Here is a 21,138-nt window from a genome sequence, read left to right on the forward strand (position 1 = left end):
GACCGCCCCGGAGTGCTAGAGCCTCCTCCGGTCGATCACCCTCTTGGCCTTGCCGCCCTCCTGGCGCGGCAGCTCGCCGGGGTCCAGTACCCGCACCCTCGGGTTTATCATGAGGACCTCGTGTAGCCTGTACTGCAGCTCCGAGGCCAGCCGCTGCTTCTCCTCCTCGCTCATCTTCCTGGCAGCCTCCACGAACACGTACATCCTGTCCAGGTTGCCCTCGCGCTCAACCACTATCTGGTAGTGGTGGTTCACCCGGGGCTCGCTGAGAAGCACCTCCTCCACCGCAGAGGGGAACACGTTCACACCATTAATCACAAGCATGTCGTCCGCCCTGCCCACTATCCTGCCTATACGCCTCATAGTCCTTCCACAGTCGCAGCTCCTGCTGTCATAGATGAAGGTTATGTCATTGGTCCAGTAGCGGAGGAGAGGCATGGCATCGTGTGTGAGCGGGGTTACGACCAGCACACCCTTCTCCTCCGGCTCCACCGGCTCGCCGGTCTTCGGGTCCACGACCTCCACCAGGTAGTGGTCCTCCCAGACGTGGAGCCCGTCGTGAAGGTGGCACTCCATGGCTGTGCCGGGGCCGTAGAGCTCGCTCATACCATAGATATCGTAGCTGTCCATGTCCCACAGCTTGTTTATCCTCCTCCTAAGCTCCTCGCTCCACATCTCGGCGCCGAAGACCCCCGTCCTGGCCTTGGTGTCGCGGGCCGGGTCGACACCCATCTCGAGGGCTACCTCGGCGAGGCGGAGAGCGTAGTTGGGCACCGCCGCTAGAACCGTGGCGCCGAGGTCCCTTATCATCATCACGTGGCGCTGTGTGAACCCCGTGCCCGCCGGCACCGCTAGGGCTCCGAGCCTCTGGGCCCCATAGTGGAAGCCGAGGCCTCCGGTGAACCAGTGGTAGCCAAGCGCTATGTACACTATGTCCTCCCTCGTCACGCCTGCCGCTGCCAGGCTGCGGGCCATGAGCTCGGCCCAGTTGTCGAGGTCCCTCCTAGTGTAGCCCACAACGGTCGGCTTGCCCGTGGTGCCGCTGCTGGCATGCACCTCTAGGATCTCGCTGAGGGGGACTGCGAAGAGCCCGTAGGGGTAGTTCTCCCGCAGGTCGTTCTTCACTGTGAAGGGGAGCTTTCTCACGTCCTCCAGGCTCTTCACGTCCTCGGGGCGTACACCCGCCTCCCTCAGCTTCTTGCGGTAGAACGGCACGTTCTCGTAGGCCCTCTTCACGGTCTCCCGCAGCCGCTGGAGCTGGATCTTCTCTATCTCCTCCCGGCTGGCCCTCTCTATGGGATGCAGGATCCTCGGCTTCCCAGCCACCGCGACCACCGGGGCTCCTAGGCCGAGTGCTGGGGGGCTCCAGCCTAAATGCTTGCCCCCTGGAAGCCCACCGCTAAAACTTTTAGCACTGCAGCCCGGCCCCTGGAGGCGTGGGGGCCGGGCCATGGCGTTGCTTCTGGCAGCCCTCATAGCCGGGTTTGCAGCCGTCATAGCCGGGTTTGCGTACAGCCTCTCCGGCGGCGCCTCGGAGGCCGCCACAGGCATTATCGATGAGAGTAGGAGTAGGCGGGTAGAGGTGGAGTAGCCCCCTTGATCTCAGAGAGCGTTGTCGCGGCCTACCTGGCTGCCAGCCTAGCCCTCGGCGCCGTCTTCAAGTCCAAGGCGGATACGATAGAGGGCTTCCTGGTGGCTAATAGGGAGATAGGCGACTGGCTGCTAGCCTTCACCTTCGGCGCCACCTACTTCTCGAGCGTTGTTATAGTCGTCGGCGGCGCCTGGGCGTACATGTGGGGCCAGCCGAGCCTCCTGATACCCCTTTTCAATGTTGTGCTCGGTGCCCTAGCCACCTTCATGCTCCTGGGGCGCAGGATAAACACGCTGAGCCTGGAGCACAACGCCCTAACGGTGCCGGAGCTCTTCGGGAGGATCTACTCGAGCAGGGGGCTGCAGAGGCTACTAGGCCTAATGGCCGCGGTAGGTCTCACGCTCTATGCCGCCACCGTGATAAGCGGCGCGGCGGCAATGGTTGGGACCGTGTTCCACGTGAACCTGGCGGCCGCGGCCTTCGTGATAGCCGCCATAATGGCTGTCTACGTGGCCCTCGGGGGCATGTACAGCGTGGCGTGGACGGACACCCTCCAGGGCGTGATAGTGGCCGCGGGCGTGGCTGTCCTGCTGGCGTTCTCCCTCGGGCATGCCGGGGGCCTAGCAGCCCTGGAGAACGCTAAGCCGGCGCTCCCGCCGAGTAAGATAAACCTTAGGCTCATATTCGACCTAGCGCTGCTGACCAGCATCGCTGTCTGGGGGCTGCCACAGCTGGTTAACAGGTTCTACACCGCCCGTGGCCCTAGGGTTGTGCGCCGCGCCACGGGGATAGCAACCCTCTTCGCCTTCATAGTGACGTATGGCAGCTTCCTCTCCGGGCTGGCCGCGGCGGTCATCCTCCAGAGCCACCCGCCCTCGGACCCCTTGAAGGCTATACCAGCGCTGGCGAGCATTGTCATGGGGCCGGTGGGGGCTGCCATGTTCTCGGCGGCTGTGCTCGCAGCCGCAATGAGCACCGCTGACTCGATAGCGCTCACCGTAGGGAGCGCCGTGATATACGATGTGCTAGGTGTGAGGGATACCAGAGCCCTGCGTGCAGCCAGCTTCCTCTCAATGATAGTGGCCGCCGGCATAGCTGTGGCCACCCTCTCCCTGCCGAAGGAGCTGGCGAGCGCGGTTACAACTATATTCAAGACCGGGTGGACTCTCACAGCCGGCGCCTTCCTGGTGCCCGTTGTAGCCACCGTGATGGGGGCTCGTAGCAGGGCAGCCGTGGTGGCATCCTCGCTGGTGGGGGCACTGGTGGCGCTCGCCTACGGGGCTTCGAGGGCCGCCCACATTGCCGCACCGCTCGCAGACCTCAGCTTCGCCGTCACCATCGCTGCCTCGCTGGCGGCTTACATCGCGGCTAGCATCGCTGCCCCCTGCGGCCGGGCCCTATCCCGCAGAGGGGCCTAGAGCCATTACGCCCCCGGGGGCCCGGTTCACTGGCCAGCTGTTTTCCCGCCGGAGGGGTGTAGTGGCAGCGGCAAGCCCCTTAAACCTCCCACTTCTAGCCCCCTGCGGGACCCGTTCAAGGCCGAGACCCTAGCTGGGTGGAGGACGTGCCGCGCTACCTGGGTGTCACGGCGCCGCCTGGAAGGAGGCTGCTCATGCTGGGTAACGAGGCCATAGCCCGCGGCTTCCTGGAGGCCGGGGTCCAGTTCGCCGCCGCTTACCCGGGCACCCCGAGCACCGAGATAGTGGAGGCGCTGGCTGCGGCCTCAAGGCTCTACGGGGGCAGGCCGTACGTTGAGTGGAGCGTCAACGAGAAGGTTGCCCTGGAGGCCGCGCTGGGCGCCGCCATAACCGGTGCCAGGGCTATAGCCGCTATGAAGCATGTCGGCCTCAACGTGGCGGCCGACCCGTTCTTCAGCAGCGCCTACCTGGGGGTCGGGGGCGCCCTGGTTGTAGTCTCGGCCGACGACCCCTGGATGTGGAGCAGCCAGAATGAGCAGGACAATAGGTGGTACGGGCTCCACGCCTACGTGCCGGTGGTGGAGCCGACGGGGGCGCAGGACGCTAAGGAGGCGGCCCGGCTGGCGCTCGAGTACAGCGCCCGCTACCGGAGGCCCTTCCTCCTCCGCACCACCACGAGGATAGCGCACACCCGGGCGGCGGTGGAGACGGGGCCGGTGAGCATAGAGGCCCTGGAGCCCCGGGGGGAGTTCTCCAAGGACCCGGCCCGGTGGACGCTGGTACCAGAGTATGCCAGGAGGCACCGGCTGGAGCTTCTGGAGGACTGGGACAGGCTTGGGAGGGAGCTCGCGGGGTTCCCTCTCAACCGCGTCGAGGGGGACGGGCCGGTGGCGATAGTGGCCTCGGGGATAGGCTACCGCTACGCCAGGGAGGCTGCAAGGATACTTGGCGCCGAGGAGGACGTGACCATCTACGCCCTGGCCACTCCAGTGCCGCTGCCTGGGCCCCTGGCGGAGAAGGCGCTCAGTCACGACACCGTACTCGTTGTGGAGGAGGGCGACCCGGTTGTAGAGATCCAGCTCAAGACCGCCGCGGCCGAGCTGGGCTCCGGGGCCAGGATACTGGGCAAGCGTGGGCCCGAGAGGCTGCTACCCCGCCACGGGGAGCTGGGCCTGGGGGTGGTGGCGGCCGCGCTCGCGAAGCTCCTCGGCCGGGAGCCCCCCTCCTGGGCCGGGGGCGGGGCCTGGGAGCCCGGCGTCAAGCTGCCCCCGAGGCCCCCGGTGCTGTGCGCCGGCTGCCCCTACCGCAGCTTCTTCTACGCCCTGCGCCGCGCCGTGAACAGGCTGAGGCTCCGGCCAGTCTACAGCGGGGATATAGGCTGCTACAGCCTGGGCATACTCCCGCCCTTCGAGATGCAGGATATCATTATAGACATGGGGGCTAGTATAAGCGCCGGCAGCGGCATGGCCCACACGCTCCGGGACGATAGGAGGGTAGTAATAGCCATCATAGGGGACTCCACGTTCTACCACAGCGGGGTAACCGGGCTAATGAACGCTGTCTACAACCGGGCGCCCATGCTCGTGATAGTGCTCGACAACCATACCACCGCGATGACGGGGCACCAGCCCCACCCAGGGGTGGGTGTTGACGCGGAGGGCCACAGGGCGCCGGAGGTTAGGATAGAGGACGTGGCTAGGGGCGCTGGTGTAGAGAAGGTGTTGGTTAGCGACGCCTTCGACGTAAAGGACTCGGAGGCGAAGCTGCTCGAGGCGCTGCGCTACGTGGTCGAGGAGAGGAAGCCCGCGGTGCTGGTGGCGAGGGGTGCCTGCATACTAGTGGCGCTCCAGCAGGCTCGCCGCCAGGGGGTGAGGCCCCCTGTCTACTATGTGGACCAGGAGAAGTGCACCGGCTGCGGGATATGCTACACTGTGTTCAACTGCCCCGCCATAATGAGGGGCGAGGGCGGCAAGGCTGTGATAGACCCTGCTCTCTGCACCGGCTGCGGGGAGTGCGTCCAGGTCTGCCCCTTCGGCGCCTTCAAGCCGAGCCATGAGCCTCCGGCGGAGTGGGAGAAGCTTATGAGGACAGCCAAGCCGAGCTAGGGAGGGGGTAGAGGGTTGGCTGGGAGCCTCAACATCCTTGTAAGCGGCGTGGGGGGCCAGGGCCTCATAACGCTCTCGACCATAATAGCGAGGGCGGCGCTGCGCCGCGGCGTGGACGCGCTGGTGGCGGAGACCCATGGGCTCAGCCAGAGGGGTGGCATAGTGACTGTCCACGTTAGGCTGGGCGACGTGGACGCCCCCCTGGTGCCCCGGGGAGCCGCGGACGCGGTACTCTCCATGGAGCTTATAGAGGCTGTTAGGAGCCTAGCCTACCTCCGCCCCGGGGGCACGGTGGTGGTCAACGACTACCTCGTGCCCCCGCCGCTGCCCGGCGTAGAGGTGCCCCCGGCCCAGAGGCTCATAGAGGAGCTGGGGAGGAGGGCCGGCAGGCTGGTAGTCGTGCCGGCCACCAGCGAGGCCCTGAGGCTCGGCGACTCGAGGGTTGCCAACATGGTCCTCCTGGGTGCTGCCCTCGAGGCCGGGGTGTTCGAGGGCTATATTGACGAGGCAGCCGTGGAGGAGGCTATACGCGAGGCCTGGCCGCGGGCGGCGGAGATCAACCTGGCGGCCCTCCGAGCCGGCCGCGAGGCCGCGAGGAAGGCGCTGGAGGCGGTGGCCGCGGCCCCGAGAAGCCCCTAGGAAATGGATAGCAGTAGCGCAGGGCCCCCGGGCTACTCCACTGGCACGAGCCGCCCAGACTCTATCCTGTATACCCTGAAGCCGGGGAGTGCATCCGCCACACCTCTCTGAGGAGAGGTGGCTACCACTGCGACTCCGCGGCGTAGCAGGCTCTCTAGAAGGCTGCTCAGCGACTCCGACGCCTCATCGTCTAGGCCCGTGAAGGGCTCGTCTATGACCAGCGCCCTGGGCCTATGGAGCAGCGCGCGGGCTATGTTAGCCCTCTTCTTCCACCCGAAGCTCAGCTCCCCGGCCCTGGTGTCGAGATAGCGGTGGAGCCCGAGCACCTCTACCACCTCGTCGCCCTCCGGCTCGTAGCCCTCAACGCCGTAGAGCCTGGCGTAGTACTCGAGGTTCTCCCGGACGGTGAGCTCGTCGTAGAGGAGGCTATGGTGGAGCACGACCCCGACGAAGCGTCTAGCGCCCGGGAGGCTGGGCGGCTGCCCCTCCACCAGTACCCTGCCGCGGCTCGGCCTGGTCAGCCCGACGAGTATACGTAGGAGCGTCGTCTTGCCAGACCCGTTGGGCCCGACTATCAGCACTCCCCCGCCCGCCCCGGCGCAGAGGTTCACCCCCCTCAGCACCCAGCCACGGCTCCAGTCATAGCGTTTCCAGACGTCTATGGCTTCCAGCACACAGGCTTGCAAGGGGGATCCGCGCCCTCACGCACTCTAGGCCTGGGAGAAATGGGCCCGGGAGCTCCCGGGCCTTATTTAAAAAGCCTTAAGTTCAGAAGGAGGCCTAGCGCCGGGCCCGGAGGAGAGCGACGGCGAGAGCCACTATGGCTATGACGAGCACTGCTATGCCTATCGGCAGGGCGGTGTTCACGAGTCCCTTGCTCTGCTGGGATGGATTAGGCGTGGCCACGCTGGGTAACGTGGTGTAGCTCGGGGTGGTCGCGGCTGTAGTGGTAGCGGCGGGTGCCTGCGTAGAGGTCGTAGTCGTTGCACTAGCGGTTGCTGTAGTAGATGTGGCAGAGGCCGTCGATATAGTAGTCGTGGCGGCCTGGCCCGCGCCAGCGCCCCTGGCGCTGTTGAATACGTGCTCGAAGTATGCCTTAAGCTCTGGAGTCATGCCCGGCTTCATGCTCATCAGCTGGTCCCATGTCTTAGCATTCTGGAACATCTTGAAGTGAGGGGCCTCAGACTCTACAGCCTTGTCGAGGCTAGGGTACGTGGAGGCCCATTCTCTAATCTTCTTGACAACGCCCTCAAAGGTGGGTGCGAGCCCGCCGTTATGACAGCTGCTGCAGCCTTTAGATGCGAACTCCTGCTTAGCCTGCTGATCCGAGAGAACGCCAGCGGCGAAAACGGGTGAGGCAACGCCTATCAGTATTACCGCGACGGCTAGGGCTAGAGGGATAGCACGCCTCATACCCTCATACCCCGTGCTTCACCTATGGGTTTCCTATGTGTATTTAATACTCTTGTACTCACTCTTTGTACCCACTTCACCCTTTGGGGGCAGAGCATACGGATGCGGGGGCATTGAAAAATCCATGAACTTTGCCGAGCCGGTAAACCGTCCCAGAGCAGGGGCCGGCCTAAGATGTCTTAAAGTAGTGGGCCATCACAGCCTTGAGGGTTGGCCTGGCGAGCAGCAGGTATACTAGTATGCCGAGGGCGTGCACGCCAATGGTTATACCTATCTCTATCGGCGTCGGGTAGTATGGCCTCACCTCGCCCAGGGTGCTGGGCTCGAAGGCTGGCAGCACTATCCTCATAGTCTTCTCGGCCACGACAGCTACTATCGTGAGCGATGCTATGAATAATATGCCCCTCTTAGTGCTGTGGATGCGCGGCAACAGGCTTAGTATGACAGCGGCGGCGCCTAGAGATATCCAGAGCCATGCCAGCACCGACACGTACGGCAGATGCTGCCCCAGGAACATCGTTGCTGCCTGTGCCTTCTTGAGGGGCTCTGTGGTGTACCAGAATATCTCCTGCGCATCGCTGAGGGTGAAGTAGAGGCCTACTACTAGGCCGCCCACTATAACGTAGAGCGTCCTTCTGTAGACCTGGACATCTATCTTGAACCCATCCACATATCTTTCAGCTATGTAGAGGGCTACCAGCAGTATGGCTGGACCGCTGGCGAACGCCGTGGCAACGTACTCGGGGGCCAACAGTGGACTGTTCCATATAGGCCTCGCTGTTAACGCCTGGGAGATGAATCCGGTTACCGTGTGTATACCTATGGCGAAGGGCGCTGCTATTGTTATGAAGGGCACTATGAACTTCTTGGGTAGCGGCTTGTCCTGGCGGTAGTAGTGGACCGATGCTAGCACCCCTATCAGGTTTATGGTGAGGTAGCCAGTTATCACTATGAAGTCCCAGTCGAGCATCGAGTGTAGGTTGGGCAGCTGGGGCATCAGTATGAGCGCGCGTATTGGCCTGCCGAGATCGACGACGATAAGCATTAGCACGGTTATGAGTGCTGCTACGGCTTGTACCTCACTTAACGGGGCTATCTTCTTGAACTCCTCGTCCCCGAACACATATGCAGCCAGGCCGAAGGCTATGCCGGCGGCGGCTACACCGACCCAGAATATGAAGAAGGATATGTAGAGCCCCCATGCAACGCTGTCATTCATTGCCGTTAGTATAAGCCCGCCCTTGTCGCTTCCAAGGAATATGGGGGCGTGCTGCACGAATATCCAGAGGTAGAGGCCGTAGATGGCTACCAGCAGCAGCCCCAGCCCCGCTGCATAGTAGCGCGGGTTGTCCGAGACCAGGGCCTCTCTCACAATGTACTTTATTGTACCCCAGAGACTAGGGCTCTCCCTGCTCACGCGTGGCCACCCCCTACCTGCCCCTCGGCTGCAGCTTGCTTGCGTGGAGGCGTGCGGGCTGGGCCGAAGAAGTAGAAGAACCTGGGCTTGGTACCCGCCTCGGGCTTAAGCACGAAGGCGCCGTACTCCTCCAACACCCTTCGTATTGGGCTATTGGGGTCGTTGAGGTCTCCGAACACCCTGGCGCCGACGGGGCAGACTTCGACGCACGCCGGCACCCCGCCGTCACGGGTGCGCTGGATGCACCAGGTGCACTTCTCCATCACGTGGGGCTGCCTCGGTATATTGCCGAGTATATGCATATTGGGGTTTAGCTCCGTCACCGGTATGTAGGGCTTGGCCCAGTTGAAGTGGCGGGCGCCGTAGGGACAGGCGACCATACAGTACCTGCAGCCTATACAGCGGTCGTAGTCGACCACCACTATGCCGTCGGGCTCCTTCCAGGTGGCCCGCACCGGGCACACCATGACGCACGGCGGGTCCTCGCAGTGCATGCAGGCTATCGGCACGTACACCTTGTCCGGCTTCGGCGCATCGTTATAGTGCATGTTGGCCTCCGTTATCTCCATTTCCTTCCGGGGCATCTCGACTACTTTTATCCACTCTATGTGCAGGTTCCTAGCCTGGTTGTTCTCCATAACGCAGGCGTAGGCGCAGCGGCGGCAGCCAATACACTTATTGACGTCGAGCGCCATTGCGTAGCGTACTCCCTTCCGGGGCCCGGTGGCCTTAACCCTTATCATCGCGCAGCGTTTCCGCGCCTCCCTGCAAGCATCGGAGCTCTCACCCCTCGCCCTGCATATCTTCTCAGCCTCCGCGCTGCACCACCTCTTTATCTTGACCTCCTTCTCTCGCGCCCTCCTCTCCAGGGGCGAGCCTGCCTCGGCAGCCTCGGCGACCAGGTCCTCGATTTTGACCGGCACCAGTATCTTCCTTAGGTGGGACCTGTCGACAGCTATGAACGATACAGCTGAGGCGCCGGCCGCGAGCGCAGCCGCCTTGAGGAAATCCCTTCTAGACCTATCCACCCCGCCCGACAAGCCGAGACACCCCGGGATTCAGGCTCCAGAGGAGTTCTTACGGGAGCGCTCATAGGGCAGAACGAGTGCTCCCAGGACGAGGATCAGGCCCCCTACAACCGCCGCTATGTTGCCATAGGTGACGCTGCTCTCATTGGGGGGCGGCGGCCTAAAGGAAGGCTCCGGGAGTATGTTGAGGGCCTTGAGCACCGGGTTGTGGGGGTCGTGGCACTCGACGCAGGCCCTCGCAGGCACCGTCTTCAGGTCCTTGTAGCTGGGGCAGATGTGGAAGTTGTATATGACGCCCTTGTAGCCCTTAACCTTAACCACCTTGCCGCCCTGGCATACGAACGTCTTATTGCCGTGGACCAAGTTGATGTAGTCCCTGTACTCGCGTGGATGGCAGACGGCGCAGACCTTGTTGGTCTCCATCAGCTTGTCCCGGCTATGGGGCCCAGGTATGTAGACCTTCGCACCCCCCACAAGGTTTATCATTGTAGGCGGCCGGTGGCAGTTGGAGCATACAAGGCCACGATGGGCGCCCTTTGTAAGGTTTATACCGTGGAAGGGCACCACCTTACGGTTGCCCGGCAAGTTCATGGCAGCATGGCACTTTGTGCATGGGTATATCTGGTAGAGCTGCTGGCCAGCTTGCTCGGCGCCGGCCCTGGCTGCAAGGGCTAGCGACAACACGACCATGGACAACAGCATGAGGATGGCTACAGCCCTAGAGCCACGGAGCCACCCGTTTCTCAACGCATTCACCTCCATGATCTAGCCGCTACGCCAGACGCGCTCCGCCAGGCATTCTGCCATGATTAAATCTGCTAGGGCCGAGGCTTACAATAAGAATTAGCCCGAAAGAATTCCCTCCATACACGCCTGCCACAGGATGATAGAAGTTCCCGGAGGATCCTCCGCGGGTCCGCCAGGCCCCAGATGCGGAGAGGACCGGGGCTCTACGCGACCCAGCATCAGGAGACGTGCTTAGAGGAGGGGGACCAAGGGTTGCGTGAAAACTCTGAGAAGGGCTCGAGGATGTAACTGGATGGCGCCGCGCTGGTCTAGCCCTCAACCCTCCCAGCGGGCGCCTTATAGCTCTCGTGACAGCCCTCGAATATCTTGGACACTAGGAGCACACTATAGGGGCCGGCTACCCTGGAGCCTGTGGAGGGATCCAGGAGGACCGCCTCCAGGGCTGGGTCGTAGGTACCCTCTACCACTATCCTCGAGGAGACTGCAGGGCTGCCGCCATAGAGGGTCTTGAAGGTCGTTGCACTGTATAGTGCTAGGATCTTTGTATGGCCATCCTGCCCCTCTAGTATGAACACTGCATAGCTATCGTCGCTGCCGAAGCGGGGGCCGCTTACCCTGCTAGCCACGGCGTAGGAGCCATACCCCTTGACTAGGAATAGCGTGTCTCCCACCCGGAGCAGGTAGGTGCCGCTCAGGCTGACCGGCCGCCCCTTGACCGTAACGTAGGCCTTGTACTCGAGGTTCTTTAGACTCGATACATCCCGGTAGTCGGAGGATTTTATGCCTACAAGCCCTATGGCGAAGAGAAGCGCGAACAAAACCCCTGCTAAGACGATGTATTTACCTGCTTTAACCATACAGACCCCATGCTGGGGGCTGGGCGACTGCGTTAGTATAAGACTTACCTCGTAGAGTTACGGAGCCTAGATATATAGAGCATCAGTAGGCCTAGTAGAACCATGTACATAGCCGCGTTGAGCGCCACACTCCAGTGTATTACTATCTCCACGCTTCCTCCATTAAGCCTCACTATATGACCGATTATGCTGGGCTTGCCATCAACCACCTGCACGTGGAGCGGCTTGGCAAGCTTCACGTAGCCGCTCCCTGAGAGGTTGAGCGCCACCACGGAGCCGTTAACAAGCCTGGCACCTAGTACACGCTCCACGCCACCGGCGAGGTAGGGGGAGGCCACTATAAAGCCTATCACCATGCCAAGCATCACAAGGCCGGCGCCTACGTAGCGAAGACTGCGCGTAAACGGGATCTCCTCCCCCCGGAGGCGCTCCGCCAGTGTATAGCTCAGCAGCACCGCTATCACAGAGGCCATGAGGACCCTGGCTATAAATACTCTCAGCACGGCTGGCTGCTCCATGAAATCCCTGAAGTTCTCCACGGTGGGGTGCAGGCTCGAGGCGGCTACACGGGGAGCCAGGAAGCTTATAGGCACCATGGAGTAGGCGGCGACAGCGTAGACTGCGCTTAGCCTGCTAGCCCTATCGGGGTCAGGTATACTGGAGCGGAGCACGAAGTAGAGGATGTATGCGAGGAGTAGGAGGAGCACACCGGTCTCCCTTGGATCCCAGGACCAGGCTGCGCCCCAGGACTCGCTGGCCCACGCCATGCCGCTGACGAGCGTGAACACTGCGTAGAGGGATCCGGTAAGCACGAAGGCTCTCACGTAGGCGTCTAGCTTCTCCTTCCCGCGTGTCAGGTAGAGTATGGCCGAGGCGAATGCTAGCGTGTAGAGAAGGTAGCTGCCCCAGGCCATGGGTATGTGTATGTAGATGTTCAGGTAGGCTGTGGGCGAGCCCAGGCTGACCCGCAGCGGGTAGGGGGCATGGTACACAGCATAGATCACGAGGCCAGCGTCTACGAGGGCTAGCAGCGCTAGGAGCGGCGCCGCGAGCCTTGCGAAGCCTCGTGGAGGCATAGCTGCTCCTTCACCAAGGGGTAATCGATGCGGTAAAAGGGTATTTAATGCTCAAGCCCGACATTTCCGCAGGCACCTTGTCACCTGCCACCCTCCCTGTAGGCTGCGACTCTCGAGGCCGCGGCATAGACGGCTGCTAGCGCCATGACCAGGGGGCCGAGCCATACAAGCCTGACGCCGGGTATCACCTTGACCTCTACGTGGAGGCCCTCCCTGGCTATAGTCGAGTTCGCAGGATTGAAGTTCTCGGCTAGAAGGTAGAGGTCCATAAGCGTGGCCTCGAGCTGCTGCCTCTCACTATTATCCACCACGCCGTCCCGGAGCACGTCAATATTGTAGCCAGCAGCCATGAGGGCTGCCAGCGCTAGGCGCTTCTCCGGCGGCAGCTGCTTAAACGCCTCGTGCAGGTAGTATATGAGCAGCTCGTGGTAAGCCGCCCTACCGCCAATGTAGCCCTCCACTACAGGCGGGCTCACCACTACATAGACGTCGCCGAGCCCGTTAGCTATGGGTATGACTTTTGATACTAGGCCGTGTATACCCTGAACCTCGCCGTAGGCCTCGAAGCGGATGCGCACCCTTACATCCCTGTGGGAGCTGCCCTGGTCGAGCCTCAGCTTCACATCAAGCCAGGCTGTCTCCGGCACGAGCTTCGGGGCGGCGACATAGCCCATGCAGCTGTGGACTCCTCTCAGGCATTTTGGCGAGCTTATTACCGCCTCCAGCCGGCTCGTGTTCGTCAGTATGCTGTAGATCGATGAGTGCTCTATCAGCCGGATAACCCTGCGCATTGTAGGGTCTGCGGAGGCTACTATGTAGGCGCTGACCGCCTGCGGCAGCTGTGAGGGCACCTCGATGCCGCCGCCCCCCGGCGCCGCTATCGAGCCGTAGATGTAGAGGGCTGCGTCGCTCCCGCTAATGGTCCTCCCCTTCAGGTCTAGTGGTCTGCCCTGGCCCGCGAAGAGCAGGGCTTCGGAGAGCAGGGCGGCGCGGCTCACCGTTATGTTTACCCCGTCGACAGCTATGCTGAGGGGCTTGCCGGGCTCTATGCCTATGAACCGGTGTATGCCTATTTTCTGCTCCAGTGGGGCCTTCCTAGGCAGCACTATGGCCAGGTTACCGGCTACCAGCAGCAGGTTTACACTCATTATCCCCGTGTTGGGATTCATGTTCAGATTGATGTTTATTGATGCATTGCTGAGTATTATCTCCACGGGCTCGCCGCCAGCAAGTACTACTGTAGTATTTCTCTCTAGGTCGAAGAGCTTGAGCGTGGCATTGGCCTTTACTACGAGGGTCTTGTTGAGGGCCAGCGGGCTCTTTCTGGCAATGCCGAGAAGCCAATCTATTGTCTTGTTCCTGGCTACCAGTTGCTTGCCCTGGTTGTAGAGGTTGAGGAATCTCACTATATCGCTCTTTATGTAGTTTATCGTGCTCCAGGCTAGCATATAGGTGCTGCTCCTGCCCACGTAGTCTGTGTATATGTCTACGGTGGAGTTGCTTATCCCGTAGCTATAGCCCTCGAAGACTAGCCTAGCTCCTCCGGGCAGCTCTATCGAGTCGCCGGGCTTCAGCTGGTAGTACCAGGTGTACTTGGTGTTGAAGGCGTAGGTGCCGCTGAGCAGCACACCTATAACGGTGACGGCGAGGCCCAGGTGGAGCAGGGACACGCTGGTCAGCCGGTCTGCCAGCAGCCTCCGGGGACCGAGGCGCAGCTTGTAGGCGAGGTAGGCTAGCACGGAGGCGGCGGCCACGAGGGCCCATGGGAGGCCGAAGGCCATCATCGCGTTTGTCGCAAGCGGGCTGAGCGGGGCTAGGAGGTAGGTGCCGCGGTAGGCGGCCAGCCCGAAGGCTGTAGCCACTATAGCGGTCGATGCGGTGAGGGCGGCGTAGCCGCGCCAGCCCAGCCTGTCGCCGGTGAAGGCTAGCGGGATCGCCGCGAGGAGGACGACCAGCATCGGGTATAGTACTGGGTGGAAGTAGCGGATGCCGCTCTCCATCTGCGGCACGCTTACCTCACGGCCGATGGCCGTCAGTATTGAGGGTAGGAAGAGGGTGCCGTAGACGTAGACCGCCGCGGCGGCGAGCACGAGGCCGGCTACCAGCAGCCCCACAGTGTAGGGCTGGCGGCGCCTGAGCACGGCAGCAGCCTCTGAGAGCGCCTCCCCGCCCCTTCTGGCGGCGAGGTAGACTGCGTAGGCTGCGGGGGTCAGGCCCGCGGCCAGCAGCACTAGAGCGCCAGCACTGGGGGCTGCGAAGCTGTGGAGCGGGCTGAGCCCTGTACGCGTGACATACATAGCCATGAACACTGAGCTCAGCAGCCAGGCGGAGTTGAACGCTGAGAGGCTTGGCAGGGTCATCAGTAGGTGGGGCAGCACTGTTGCCACAAGCCATACCATGAGCTCGCTCGTCTCTACAGGGTCCCAGGCCCAGTAGCCTCCCCACCCGAAGGTCTCGTAGCTCCAGTAGCCGCCAAGCATTATACCAATGGTTAACAGTGCCCAGCCTAGCTCATACACCACCAGGCAGCGGCGCCTCTCCCCCGTCAGCATCGCGGCCGCGGCCACTGCGAGGAGGGCATAGCCGCTGAAGGTGCTGAGTGGGTGAGGATAGAGCCAGGGGCTCTTCAGCAACGGGTTGAGCCCGGCGCCGCTGGCAGGGTGCCCCTGCATAGGTGTGAAGGCATCGTTGAGGAACGCGGCCGCCAGCCCGGCCAGCACTATGCTGCCCAAGAGCGCCTGGAAGCTGCGGCGCCTATGCCTCTGGAGCAGGTAGAGGCCGGCGAGAGAAGCCAGCACGGTGAAGAGGTAGAGGCTGCCTCCGCCGCCAGCCCAGGAGGAGGCTATCCTCATCCAGGCCGGCAGCCCTGGACTAGTCTCCCAGAACACCTCCTTCAAGCTGTAGTCGAGGCGGACAAAAGCAGAGACGTATAGCAGCCACCCCAGCACCGCTGCCAGGAGGCCGTAGCGCAGCAGCCTGGAGCCGTCCCGCCGGCCTAGGGCAGCCGCCACCCCGGCGGCTACGAGGACCCCGGAGGCCAAGGGTAGCACGCCAGTATAGTGGAGCGGAAGCGCCATCTTACCCAACCTCTTCCCATCCACGGCCGAGTGGAGCTATACGCGGGGCTAGACGAGCTGGAGGGAGTATAGCAGGAGGTAGACGCCGGCGGCTAAAAGCACCGCGCCACCAACACGGCTTAGCAGGTCATACCTGGCCATGATCCTGCTGACAACGCTGCCGCCCACACGGCTCACCGCGTAGACAGCCGCCAGCGGGATGCTGATACCGGCCGCGAAGCTGCCCGCCACCAGGAGCCCCGAGGCCAGGTTCCCGGAGCTGGCCACGAGCAGCAAGGCGCCGACCACTATAGGCAGGTTGCACTGGACCGCCAGGAAGCCGTAGACCGTGCAGAACCCCGCCAACCCGCCGCGGCGAGTGCTTACAAGCCCCTCAAGCTCCACCGGGACGCCGAGGAGGCTAGCCACCCCGGCGGCCACGACCGCGGCTGCCACAACCGGGACTAGTATGCTCTGCAGCGAGGAGGCCAGGCTAGAGGCCAGGGCGAACACGAGCCCTATGGCTATAACGCCGGCGAAGGACGCGGCGCCGCAGGCCACGCAGCCTGAGGCGCTGACCCTTCTACCGGAGGCACCGACTACACTGACGTAGGTTGCCAAGAGCGGCAGCACGCAGGGGGAGAAGGCGACCACCACGCTGGCGGCGAGCGCCGCCAACGCGCTCACCGCGCTAGCCCCCGCAGTGCCGGCCTCCTCGAGAGGGCTCGAGGCGCCACGCACCGGGGCGGCGGTAGTGGTGTTAGCTAGCGCCCTGCGGCCCACTATCCTAGGGGCCGCCTTGCCCTCGAGTATCGCCGAGACGTAGTCGAGGAAGTAGGCTGCCCTGTCAATCTCGTAGGATGACAGGTCCGGGAGGTACTTCCTCATAGACGCTACCGCCGCCATTAATTCTCCATAGCTGCCGTAGAGCTTGCGGAGCGTCATATTCTTCTCCAGAGCCTCCTTCATCTTCTCCGCCAGCAGGTCGGGCTGCCCGCTACGCGAGGACAGCCAGGCCTCCAGAGACGCCTTATCAAGACCCTTCACCTCCCCGTGGCAGGCCGAGCACCGCTCGTTGAACACGCGCAGCCCTCCTGAGCAAGCTTCTCTGGCTCCGATACCGTGGCGGCGCCCACGGAGAAGAGAGCCCATTCCAGCATAGCATTCGTTATGTTGCTGCCCCCGAAGGCGCCCACGTGCCTGGCCACAGGCCTACCGTTAACAAACACTATGAATGTCGGCGTGTCGGTCACATGGTACCGCATAAACACGTCCTGGGTGGCGGGGCTGAACATGACGTGGAGGAAGCGTATGGGGAGCCTATCGCTCTCGTGCTCCAGCACCGCCCAGTAGGGGTACATCCTCTTACATACAGGGCACGTGGGTGACTCGAACATAACCGCTACAGGCTTTGATGACCCCAGCACAACTCTGTCGAACACACTGGAGCTTCTTATCGAGTACCCGCTTACGCTTAGATAGTAGTTAGCCACGTGCATCTCATGCTCAATCAGCGCTGCCGTGAACGAGGCGGCGACTATAACCACGGAAGCCAGCAGCAGGCCGGCCCTCTTAGCCCGCTGGAAGCCGCGCAGGTCCAGACGCATCCTACGTGGACTTCTCATACCCGCTGCACCAGTAGCCCATACCCTCTAGGCCAACGATTGTGGCAAACCCATGGCTTCGTAGAAATAGTCACAGCTAATTTACCTTGTGACTATACCTTTCGCCCCGGCTAGCCCTACACCTCCTCGAGCACATAGCGGGAGAGCCACACAGTCAGGCCGGCGAAGAGGAGAGCTGCAGCCGCGAGCCAGCCCACCTCTAGGAGCGAGACAGGGGAGCCGGCCAGCGCCGCCACAATGCTCGGCGCGGCTGACTGTATGTAGGGCAGCACGAGCACGAGCACCATAACCGGCATGAGCACTGCGCGGGCCTCGCTGAACACGAGTATCGCGGAGGTGAAGCTGGACACAGCGGCCAGGTACATGCTGGAGACCAGGGCTAGGAGCAGCACGACAAGCCTTAGAACGCTCACAATCTGCGCGAAGAAGCCCATTGACGCTAGGAACACCAGCGTCTGTAGAAGTATCACAGCCATGCTGTAGATGAACTTCGCCATAAATACAGCCTCCGCGCCTATGGGGGCTAGGCGGAGCCCATCAAGGGTCCCCCGGTCGGCCTCACGCACAAAGCTCGACAAGCTTCCGAACACCGCGAGAAACACTAGGACCAGCGTCAAGGCTATACTCGTGGCAGCCGCGTTGACGCCGGCAGCGCTCCTCATAACGTAGGCTGAGAGCAGGCCTGCAGAGACGGAGAAAACCAGCATAGAACCCGCCTCAACGCGCCGACGTATGTCGAGCAGTACATCCCGGTGTACTATGGCTACTACAGCGCCCAGCACGCCCATGAGCCCCCGAGGGGCTCTAGAGCACCGAACCCTTCTCCCTTCTTAGCCTAGCCGCCCCCAACCACCGGTTCTTCGACACTCTCTCCGACACCCGCCTTCCCGCGCTTTAACCCGTGCTTGGAGCCTAGACGCTTCTCTACCACGTTCATCTGGTGCTCTCCCTGCAGCATCCTGCCTACTAGGTATTGCGGAAGCTCGTGGCGTACGAAGGCGTCTATTATCTTTGATTCAGCTCTCCGGAGGAGCTCAGCCAGCGTTGACACCGAGAGCCCAAGGCTCTCCGCGAGCTGCTTGAGGCTTATCCTACGGGGAAGCTATAGTAGCCCATGAAGTAGGCGTATATTATCGCGAGCTCCTGCTTCTCCGTAAGCATATAGGCGTACTCGTCTATGCTATGACTGTGGATTATCTTGCAGCCCCATCTACGTAGCTCCTCGAGAGCGCTGCTGCGGGCTATTATGAACTCATACAGGATGCCTAGAGGCATGAGAACCACCGTCTTAGACATGGCCCCTATAGGGGCCGCTATTAGCGGGCACGCACTGCCCTCCGGCTCTGCCGCGCGTTTACTACAGTAGCTCCTCTTGGAGACGAGTATGCGGAGAATCCTGTTAAACTTAAACTTATTAGAATAGATCCGTAAATCCAGTGCCTCCGTCAGAGCCTTCATCGAGTTCATGATGCCCGCCGAGCGAGGGGACGGAACTAATAGCCTTGAGCAATGGGCAGTCAATGTTACGTATACAATATATAACGAGCGGCTTGTTAGCATGCATCCCTTAGCACCCCGGGAGCTCTAATACGGGCATTAATTCTGGGGGCGGAATACGTAAATAAACAGAAATAAGCACAGAAATAAGCAGGGTATGAGGATGAGAGAGGATGAGAAGGGAAACATACTACCAGCTCCACCCGCTTAGTCGCGTGTTATCGAGCATCGTAATTATAAAATATTACTGATGAGTGGCGTCGAGCTATAGCGCTTGCCAGCGACACAGGCTACTAGGACCGTCTAGCTAGGGGTAGGCGAGAAAGCACAACGCCCAGTGCTACGCCCAGAGCGCCTGATACGATCCATCCTGGTGCACTGGCGGGGGCGTGAGAGTGCGTTAGGACAGTTGCCCCGTGCGGGTTCTGGCTCCTCTCCGGGTTCTCTACTGGCACCGGGCTACCGGTGGTAACGTAGGTGGCATAGCCGGTGGACTTGTTGCGTGTAGTTTGCGTTCGTGGAGGGCTGCTTGCCGCGTCGCGGGGGTTGAGGCAGATGTGCTACTATTCTCGAAGACTTCTATATCTATGAATGGCCAGCTGTCCGCCCTGCTTGCAGCCGCTATGAGAGCCGGGCCTATGCTGGCTTTAAGCCTCTTCCTACACCCCGAGGGTGCTAGGGAGAGCATTGTTCTAATCAGGTCCAGCAGGCTTACGGGCTTACCGCCGCCCGCCAGCGAGCTGTTGAAGAGCTGGCGTAGGGCTCTCGTGTATAGGTCCGTGCCGCAGGCATGGACCCCAGCGTACCAGAGGGCGGCATTCATCCTCATCCAGGTGGCGTACGCGTCCCCGGCCTCTATGGAGCCACGCACGTAGCTTACTGCCATGCTGTAAAGCCTGGGGTCCGCGTCGTGGAGGGCTTTCAGCGCCAGGAACTCGGTAGCCGCCTCCTCTAAGCTGAAGTCCCGCCGAGCAGCCCGCTGTTTAGCCACCCATGCACCGTCTCGTGGGCCGCTGTGTGCACGAGCCAGGGGAGATCCACCTGGAGTAAGCCCGTCTTAATGTAGACCATTCCCCCAGTGCTATGGCCGCTCTTGGGGAGCTGCAGTGGCTGCCCCTCAGGGTCGACGAGCACCACTAGCACTGGGGAGCGGGGGCTAGGGCCCAGCCACTGGGATACGAGGGAGCGGACGACGGCTACCACGTGTGCCGCATAGCTAGCTGTTTTACCGGGTAGCCTGCTAGAGTATATTATTGTCAGTCCCGTGCTGCTGTTATCCACCACGTGGTAGCTCGAGGCATCGGCCACCACTACGCTGTCGAAGACGTAGTACCTGGCCAGCATGCGCAGGGGCACACGGTAAGGGCCCCCGGGGGGCCCGTAGCCACGCCAGTCCATAGCGCTTCTAGCCAAGTAGCCTCTCGGAGCATTAACCGTCACAACCGCCGGTGCGCCGCCGCTAGCCCGGCTTATGGACTCCAGCCTGGCAGCGGCCTGGGGGCAAACCGTGTCGAGAATGTAGTAGAGCGGTGCTGCCACGAGGCTTCTGGAGATGTCGCGTGTCTCGATGTAGTAGATGTTTGGTCTCAGCACGCCAGTGCAGCCGACATCCAGGCCGGGGCCCCGTAGCTCCACGTGCACCCTCCAGGAGGAGTCGTCTATGGGCTTGAGGAAGTCTATCCTTAGGCTGTAGCTTCCCTGGTGGGCCTGGACTGCGCTGAAAGCTAGCGCAGGCATTAGGAGCGCCAGGGCCGCGGCTGCGGCGCGGGCTTGCCTCATCCTGGACTCCCTTCCCGAGGACGCCTAGGCGCGGGCTCCGTAGCCCTAGGGCTAGGGCTTGAGGCTCTCAAGGCGGGTGGAGGAGGGGTTGGAGAGGCCGGGTATGGAGAGGTAAAAAGCCTTGGCGCGGGTGACGGCTAGCGGGAGGGCTGCTAGCTCCTCCTGTACACGATGGCTATGCCTAGGGCTATTACTGCCAGGGCTAGCGCTATTCCGCCTAGCGTGTAGGATGCTGTGGCTACGCTGTCAATCTTGCTGCTCAGCTTGTCTATCTTGCTGCTTATCTCCTCGGCTATGCTTAGAGCCTGGCCAGCCTTGCTGCTGGCCTCCTTGGCCTCGTTGCTAGCCTTCCCCGCCCTAGCGCTGGCCTCCTGGGTCTTGCTGCTTAGTGTCTGCAGCTGGCTGGTCACCCGCTTTATCTGCTCTACAACCTGCTCTATGTTCTTGGCCTGGGGGCTTATAGCTTCAAGCTGCTTACTCAGTTCCTCGAGCTGCTTCACTAGCTCGTTCACATTAGTCTTCAGAGTGCTTACATCACTCTTTAGCACATCCACCTCAGCGGCGGCGCCCTCAACGCTCTCTAGCCGGCTCTTTAGGGCTGGCACCTGCGCGTTGAGGGCAGCTATCTCCGCCTTTAAGGTCTCTATCTCACGCTCTATCTGCGCTATCTTCGCTGCCAGCTCGGGCGTATACTTGCCGCCTGCAGCGGCCTTGAGGCTCTGCAGCTCGGTCTGCAGCATCTTTACCTTCAGGTTGAGGGCTATCCAGTTGGTCATCTTACCGAGGGCCTCCATCACTGTGTCGACTATGCCGAACCAGTGCGCGTAGTCGGGACCCATCATCATGGCACCGTTCCTCCAGCGGCGGCCCTGGTGGTGCCACATATGTAG

The 21,138-nt window shown here is 61.9% G+C and carries 21 protein-coding genes; 4 read left to right on the plus strand and 17 right to left on the minus strand.

Annotated features, from left to right (window positions below):
* Positions 1-15 precede the first annotated feature (15 nt).
* Positions 16-1,335 carry a phenylacetate--CoA ligase family protein gene (locus tag CF15_RS02385; RefSeq protein WP_201783074.1) on the minus strand — a complete coding sequence of 440 codons (1,320 nt, stop codon included), beginning with the start codon at positions 1,333-1,335 and terminating at the stop codon, positions 16-18.
* Positions 1,336-1,450: 115 nt separating this feature from the next.
* Here CF15_RS02385 and CF15_RS08775 point away from each other — a divergent pair, with 115 nt between their 5' ends.
* From CF15_RS08775 to CF15_RS02400, 4 genes are all read left to right on the plus strand, one after another.
* A complete protein-coding gene (locus CF15_RS08775; RefSeq protein ID WP_168371218.1) occupies positions 1,451-1,591 on the plus strand; it encodes a hypothetical protein in 141 nt (46 codons plus the stop codon).
* Between the two features lie 5 nt (positions 1,592-1,596).
* Entirely contained in the window at positions 1,597-3,009 is a 1,413-nt protein-coding gene (locus CF15_RS02390) for a sodium:solute symporter family protein (protein ID WP_058370363.1), read from the plus strand.
* A gap of 194 nt (positions 3,010-3,203) precedes the next feature.
* Positions 3,204-5,114 (plus strand): indolepyruvate ferredoxin oxidoreductase subunit alpha, encoded by a 1,911-nt coding sequence (gene iorA, locus CF15_RS02395; RefSeq protein ID WP_070807870.1) that lies wholly within the window; start codon positions 3,204-3,206, stop codon positions 5,112-5,114.
* Between the two features lie 15 nt (positions 5,115-5,129).
* Positions 5,130-5,753, plus strand: a complete 624-nt coding sequence (locus CF15_RS02400; RefSeq protein ID WP_058370364.1) for an indolepyruvate oxidoreductase subunit beta — start codon at positions 5,130-5,132, stop codon at positions 5,751-5,753.
* Between the two features lie 32 nt (positions 5,754-5,785).
* Here the strand turns inward: CF15_RS02400 and CF15_RS02405 are convergent, their stop codons facing one another.
* The 16 genes from CF15_RS02405 to CF15_RS09175 form a co-directional block, all read right to left on the minus strand.
* Positions 5,786-6,439 carry an ABC transporter ATP-binding protein gene (locus tag CF15_RS02405; protein WP_168371219.1) on the minus strand — a complete coding sequence of 218 codons (654 nt, stop codon included), beginning with the start codon at positions 6,437-6,439 and terminating at the stop codon, positions 5,786-5,788.
* 94 nt (positions 6,440-6,533) lie between these two features.
* Complete coding sequence (locus CF15_RS02410; RefSeq protein WP_058370366.1) at positions 6,534-7,166, minus strand: hypothetical protein; 633 nt, start codon at positions 7,164-7,166, stop codon at positions 6,534-6,536.
* A gap of 169 nt (positions 7,167-7,335) precedes the next feature.
* Positions 7,336-8,583: an NrfD/PsrC family molybdoenzyme membrane anchor subunit gene (nrfD, locus tag CF15_RS02415; protein ID WP_058370367.1), complete on the minus strand. Its 1,248-nt coding sequence runs from the start codon at positions 8,581-8,583 to the stop codon at positions 7,336-7,338.
* The gene (locus CF15_RS02420) at positions 8,580-9,623 is read right to left on the minus strand and encodes a 4Fe-4S dicluster domain-containing protein (RefSeq protein ID WP_236698102.1); all 1,044 of its coding nucleotides are present in this window, start codon (positions 9,621-9,623) and stop codon (positions 8,580-8,582) included. Before CF15_RS02420 ends, nrfD begins: the two co-directional genes overlap by 4 nt.
* Positions 9,624-9,641: 18 nt before the next feature.
* Complete coding sequence (locus CF15_RS02425) at positions 9,642-10,358, minus strand: hypothetical protein (RefSeq protein ID WP_420820192.1); 717 nt, start codon at positions 10,356-10,358, stop codon at positions 9,642-9,644.
* Positions 10,359-10,666: 308 nt separating this feature from the next.
* A complete protein-coding gene (locus CF15_RS02430) occupies positions 10,667-11,176 on the minus strand; it encodes a hypothetical protein (RefSeq protein ID WP_058370370.1) in 510 nt (169 codons plus the stop codon).
* Positions 11,177-11,259: 83 nt separating this feature from the next.
* Complete coding sequence (locus CF15_RS02435; RefSeq protein ID WP_058370371.1) at positions 11,260-12,291, minus strand: cytochrome c biogenesis protein; 1,032 nt, start codon at positions 12,289-12,291, stop codon at positions 11,260-11,262.
* A gap of 80 nt (positions 12,292-12,371) precedes the next feature.
* Complete coding sequence (gene ccsA, locus CF15_RS02440) at positions 12,372-15,368, minus strand: cytochrome c biogenesis protein CcsA (protein WP_168371220.1); 2,997 nt, start codon at positions 15,366-15,368, stop codon at positions 12,372-12,374.
* A gap of 48 nt (positions 15,369-15,416) precedes the next feature.
* Complete coding sequence (locus CF15_RS02445) at positions 15,417-16,394, minus strand: hypothetical protein (RefSeq protein WP_058370373.1); 978 nt, start codon at positions 16,392-16,394, stop codon at positions 15,417-15,419.
* On the minus strand, positions 16,391-16,954 hold the full coding sequence (locus CF15_RS02450) for a thioredoxin family protein (RefSeq protein ID WP_058370374.1): 564 nt from the start codon (positions 16,952-16,954) through the stop codon (positions 16,391-16,393). Before CF15_RS02450 ends, CF15_RS02445 begins: the two co-directional genes overlap by 4 nt.
* Positions 16,955-17,088: 134 nt before the next feature.
* Entirely contained in the window at positions 17,089-17,760 is a 672-nt protein-coding gene (locus CF15_RS02455; RefSeq protein WP_058370375.1) for a heme exporter protein CcmB, read from the minus strand.
* A 47-nt stretch (positions 17,761-17,807) separates the two neighbouring features.
* Positions 17,808-18,062, minus strand: a complete 255-nt coding sequence (locus tag CF15_RS02460; RefSeq protein WP_083494445.1) for a helix-turn-helix domain-containing protein — start codon at positions 18,060-18,062, stop codon at positions 17,808-17,810.
* The gene (locus CF15_RS02465) at positions 18,059-18,430 is read right to left on the minus strand and encodes a hypothetical protein (RefSeq protein WP_058370377.1); all 372 of its coding nucleotides are present in this window, start codon (positions 18,428-18,430) and stop codon (positions 18,059-18,061) included. The genes CF15_RS02460 and CF15_RS02465 overlap by 4 nt, the downstream gene beginning before the upstream one ends.
* A 484-nt stretch (positions 18,431-18,914) precedes the next feature.
* On the minus strand, positions 18,915-19,460 hold the full coding sequence (locus tag CF15_RS08780; protein ID WP_168371221.1) for a hypothetical protein: 546 nt from the start codon (positions 19,458-19,460) through the stop codon (positions 18,915-18,917).
* The gene (locus CF15_RS02475) at positions 19,421-20,248 is read right to left on the minus strand and encodes a hypothetical protein (RefSeq protein WP_058370379.1); all 828 of its coding nucleotides are present in this window, start codon (positions 20,246-20,248) and stop codon (positions 19,421-19,423) included. The genes CF15_RS08780 and CF15_RS02475 overlap by 40 nt, the downstream gene beginning before the upstream one ends.
* 152 nt (positions 20,249-20,400) lie before the next feature.
* Positions 20,401-21,132, minus strand: coding sequence for an alanine-zipper protein (locus tag CF15_RS09175; RefSeq protein ID WP_058370380.1), 732 nt, complete (start codon positions 21,130-21,132; stop codon positions 20,401-20,403).
* Positions 21,133-21,138: the final 6 nt, after the last annotated feature.

It is taken from the genome of Pyrodictium occultum (assembly GCF_001462395.1).
Classification (GTDB): Archaea; Thermoproteota; Thermoprotei_A; order Sulfolobales; family Pyrodictiaceae; genus Pyrodictium; species Pyrodictium occultum.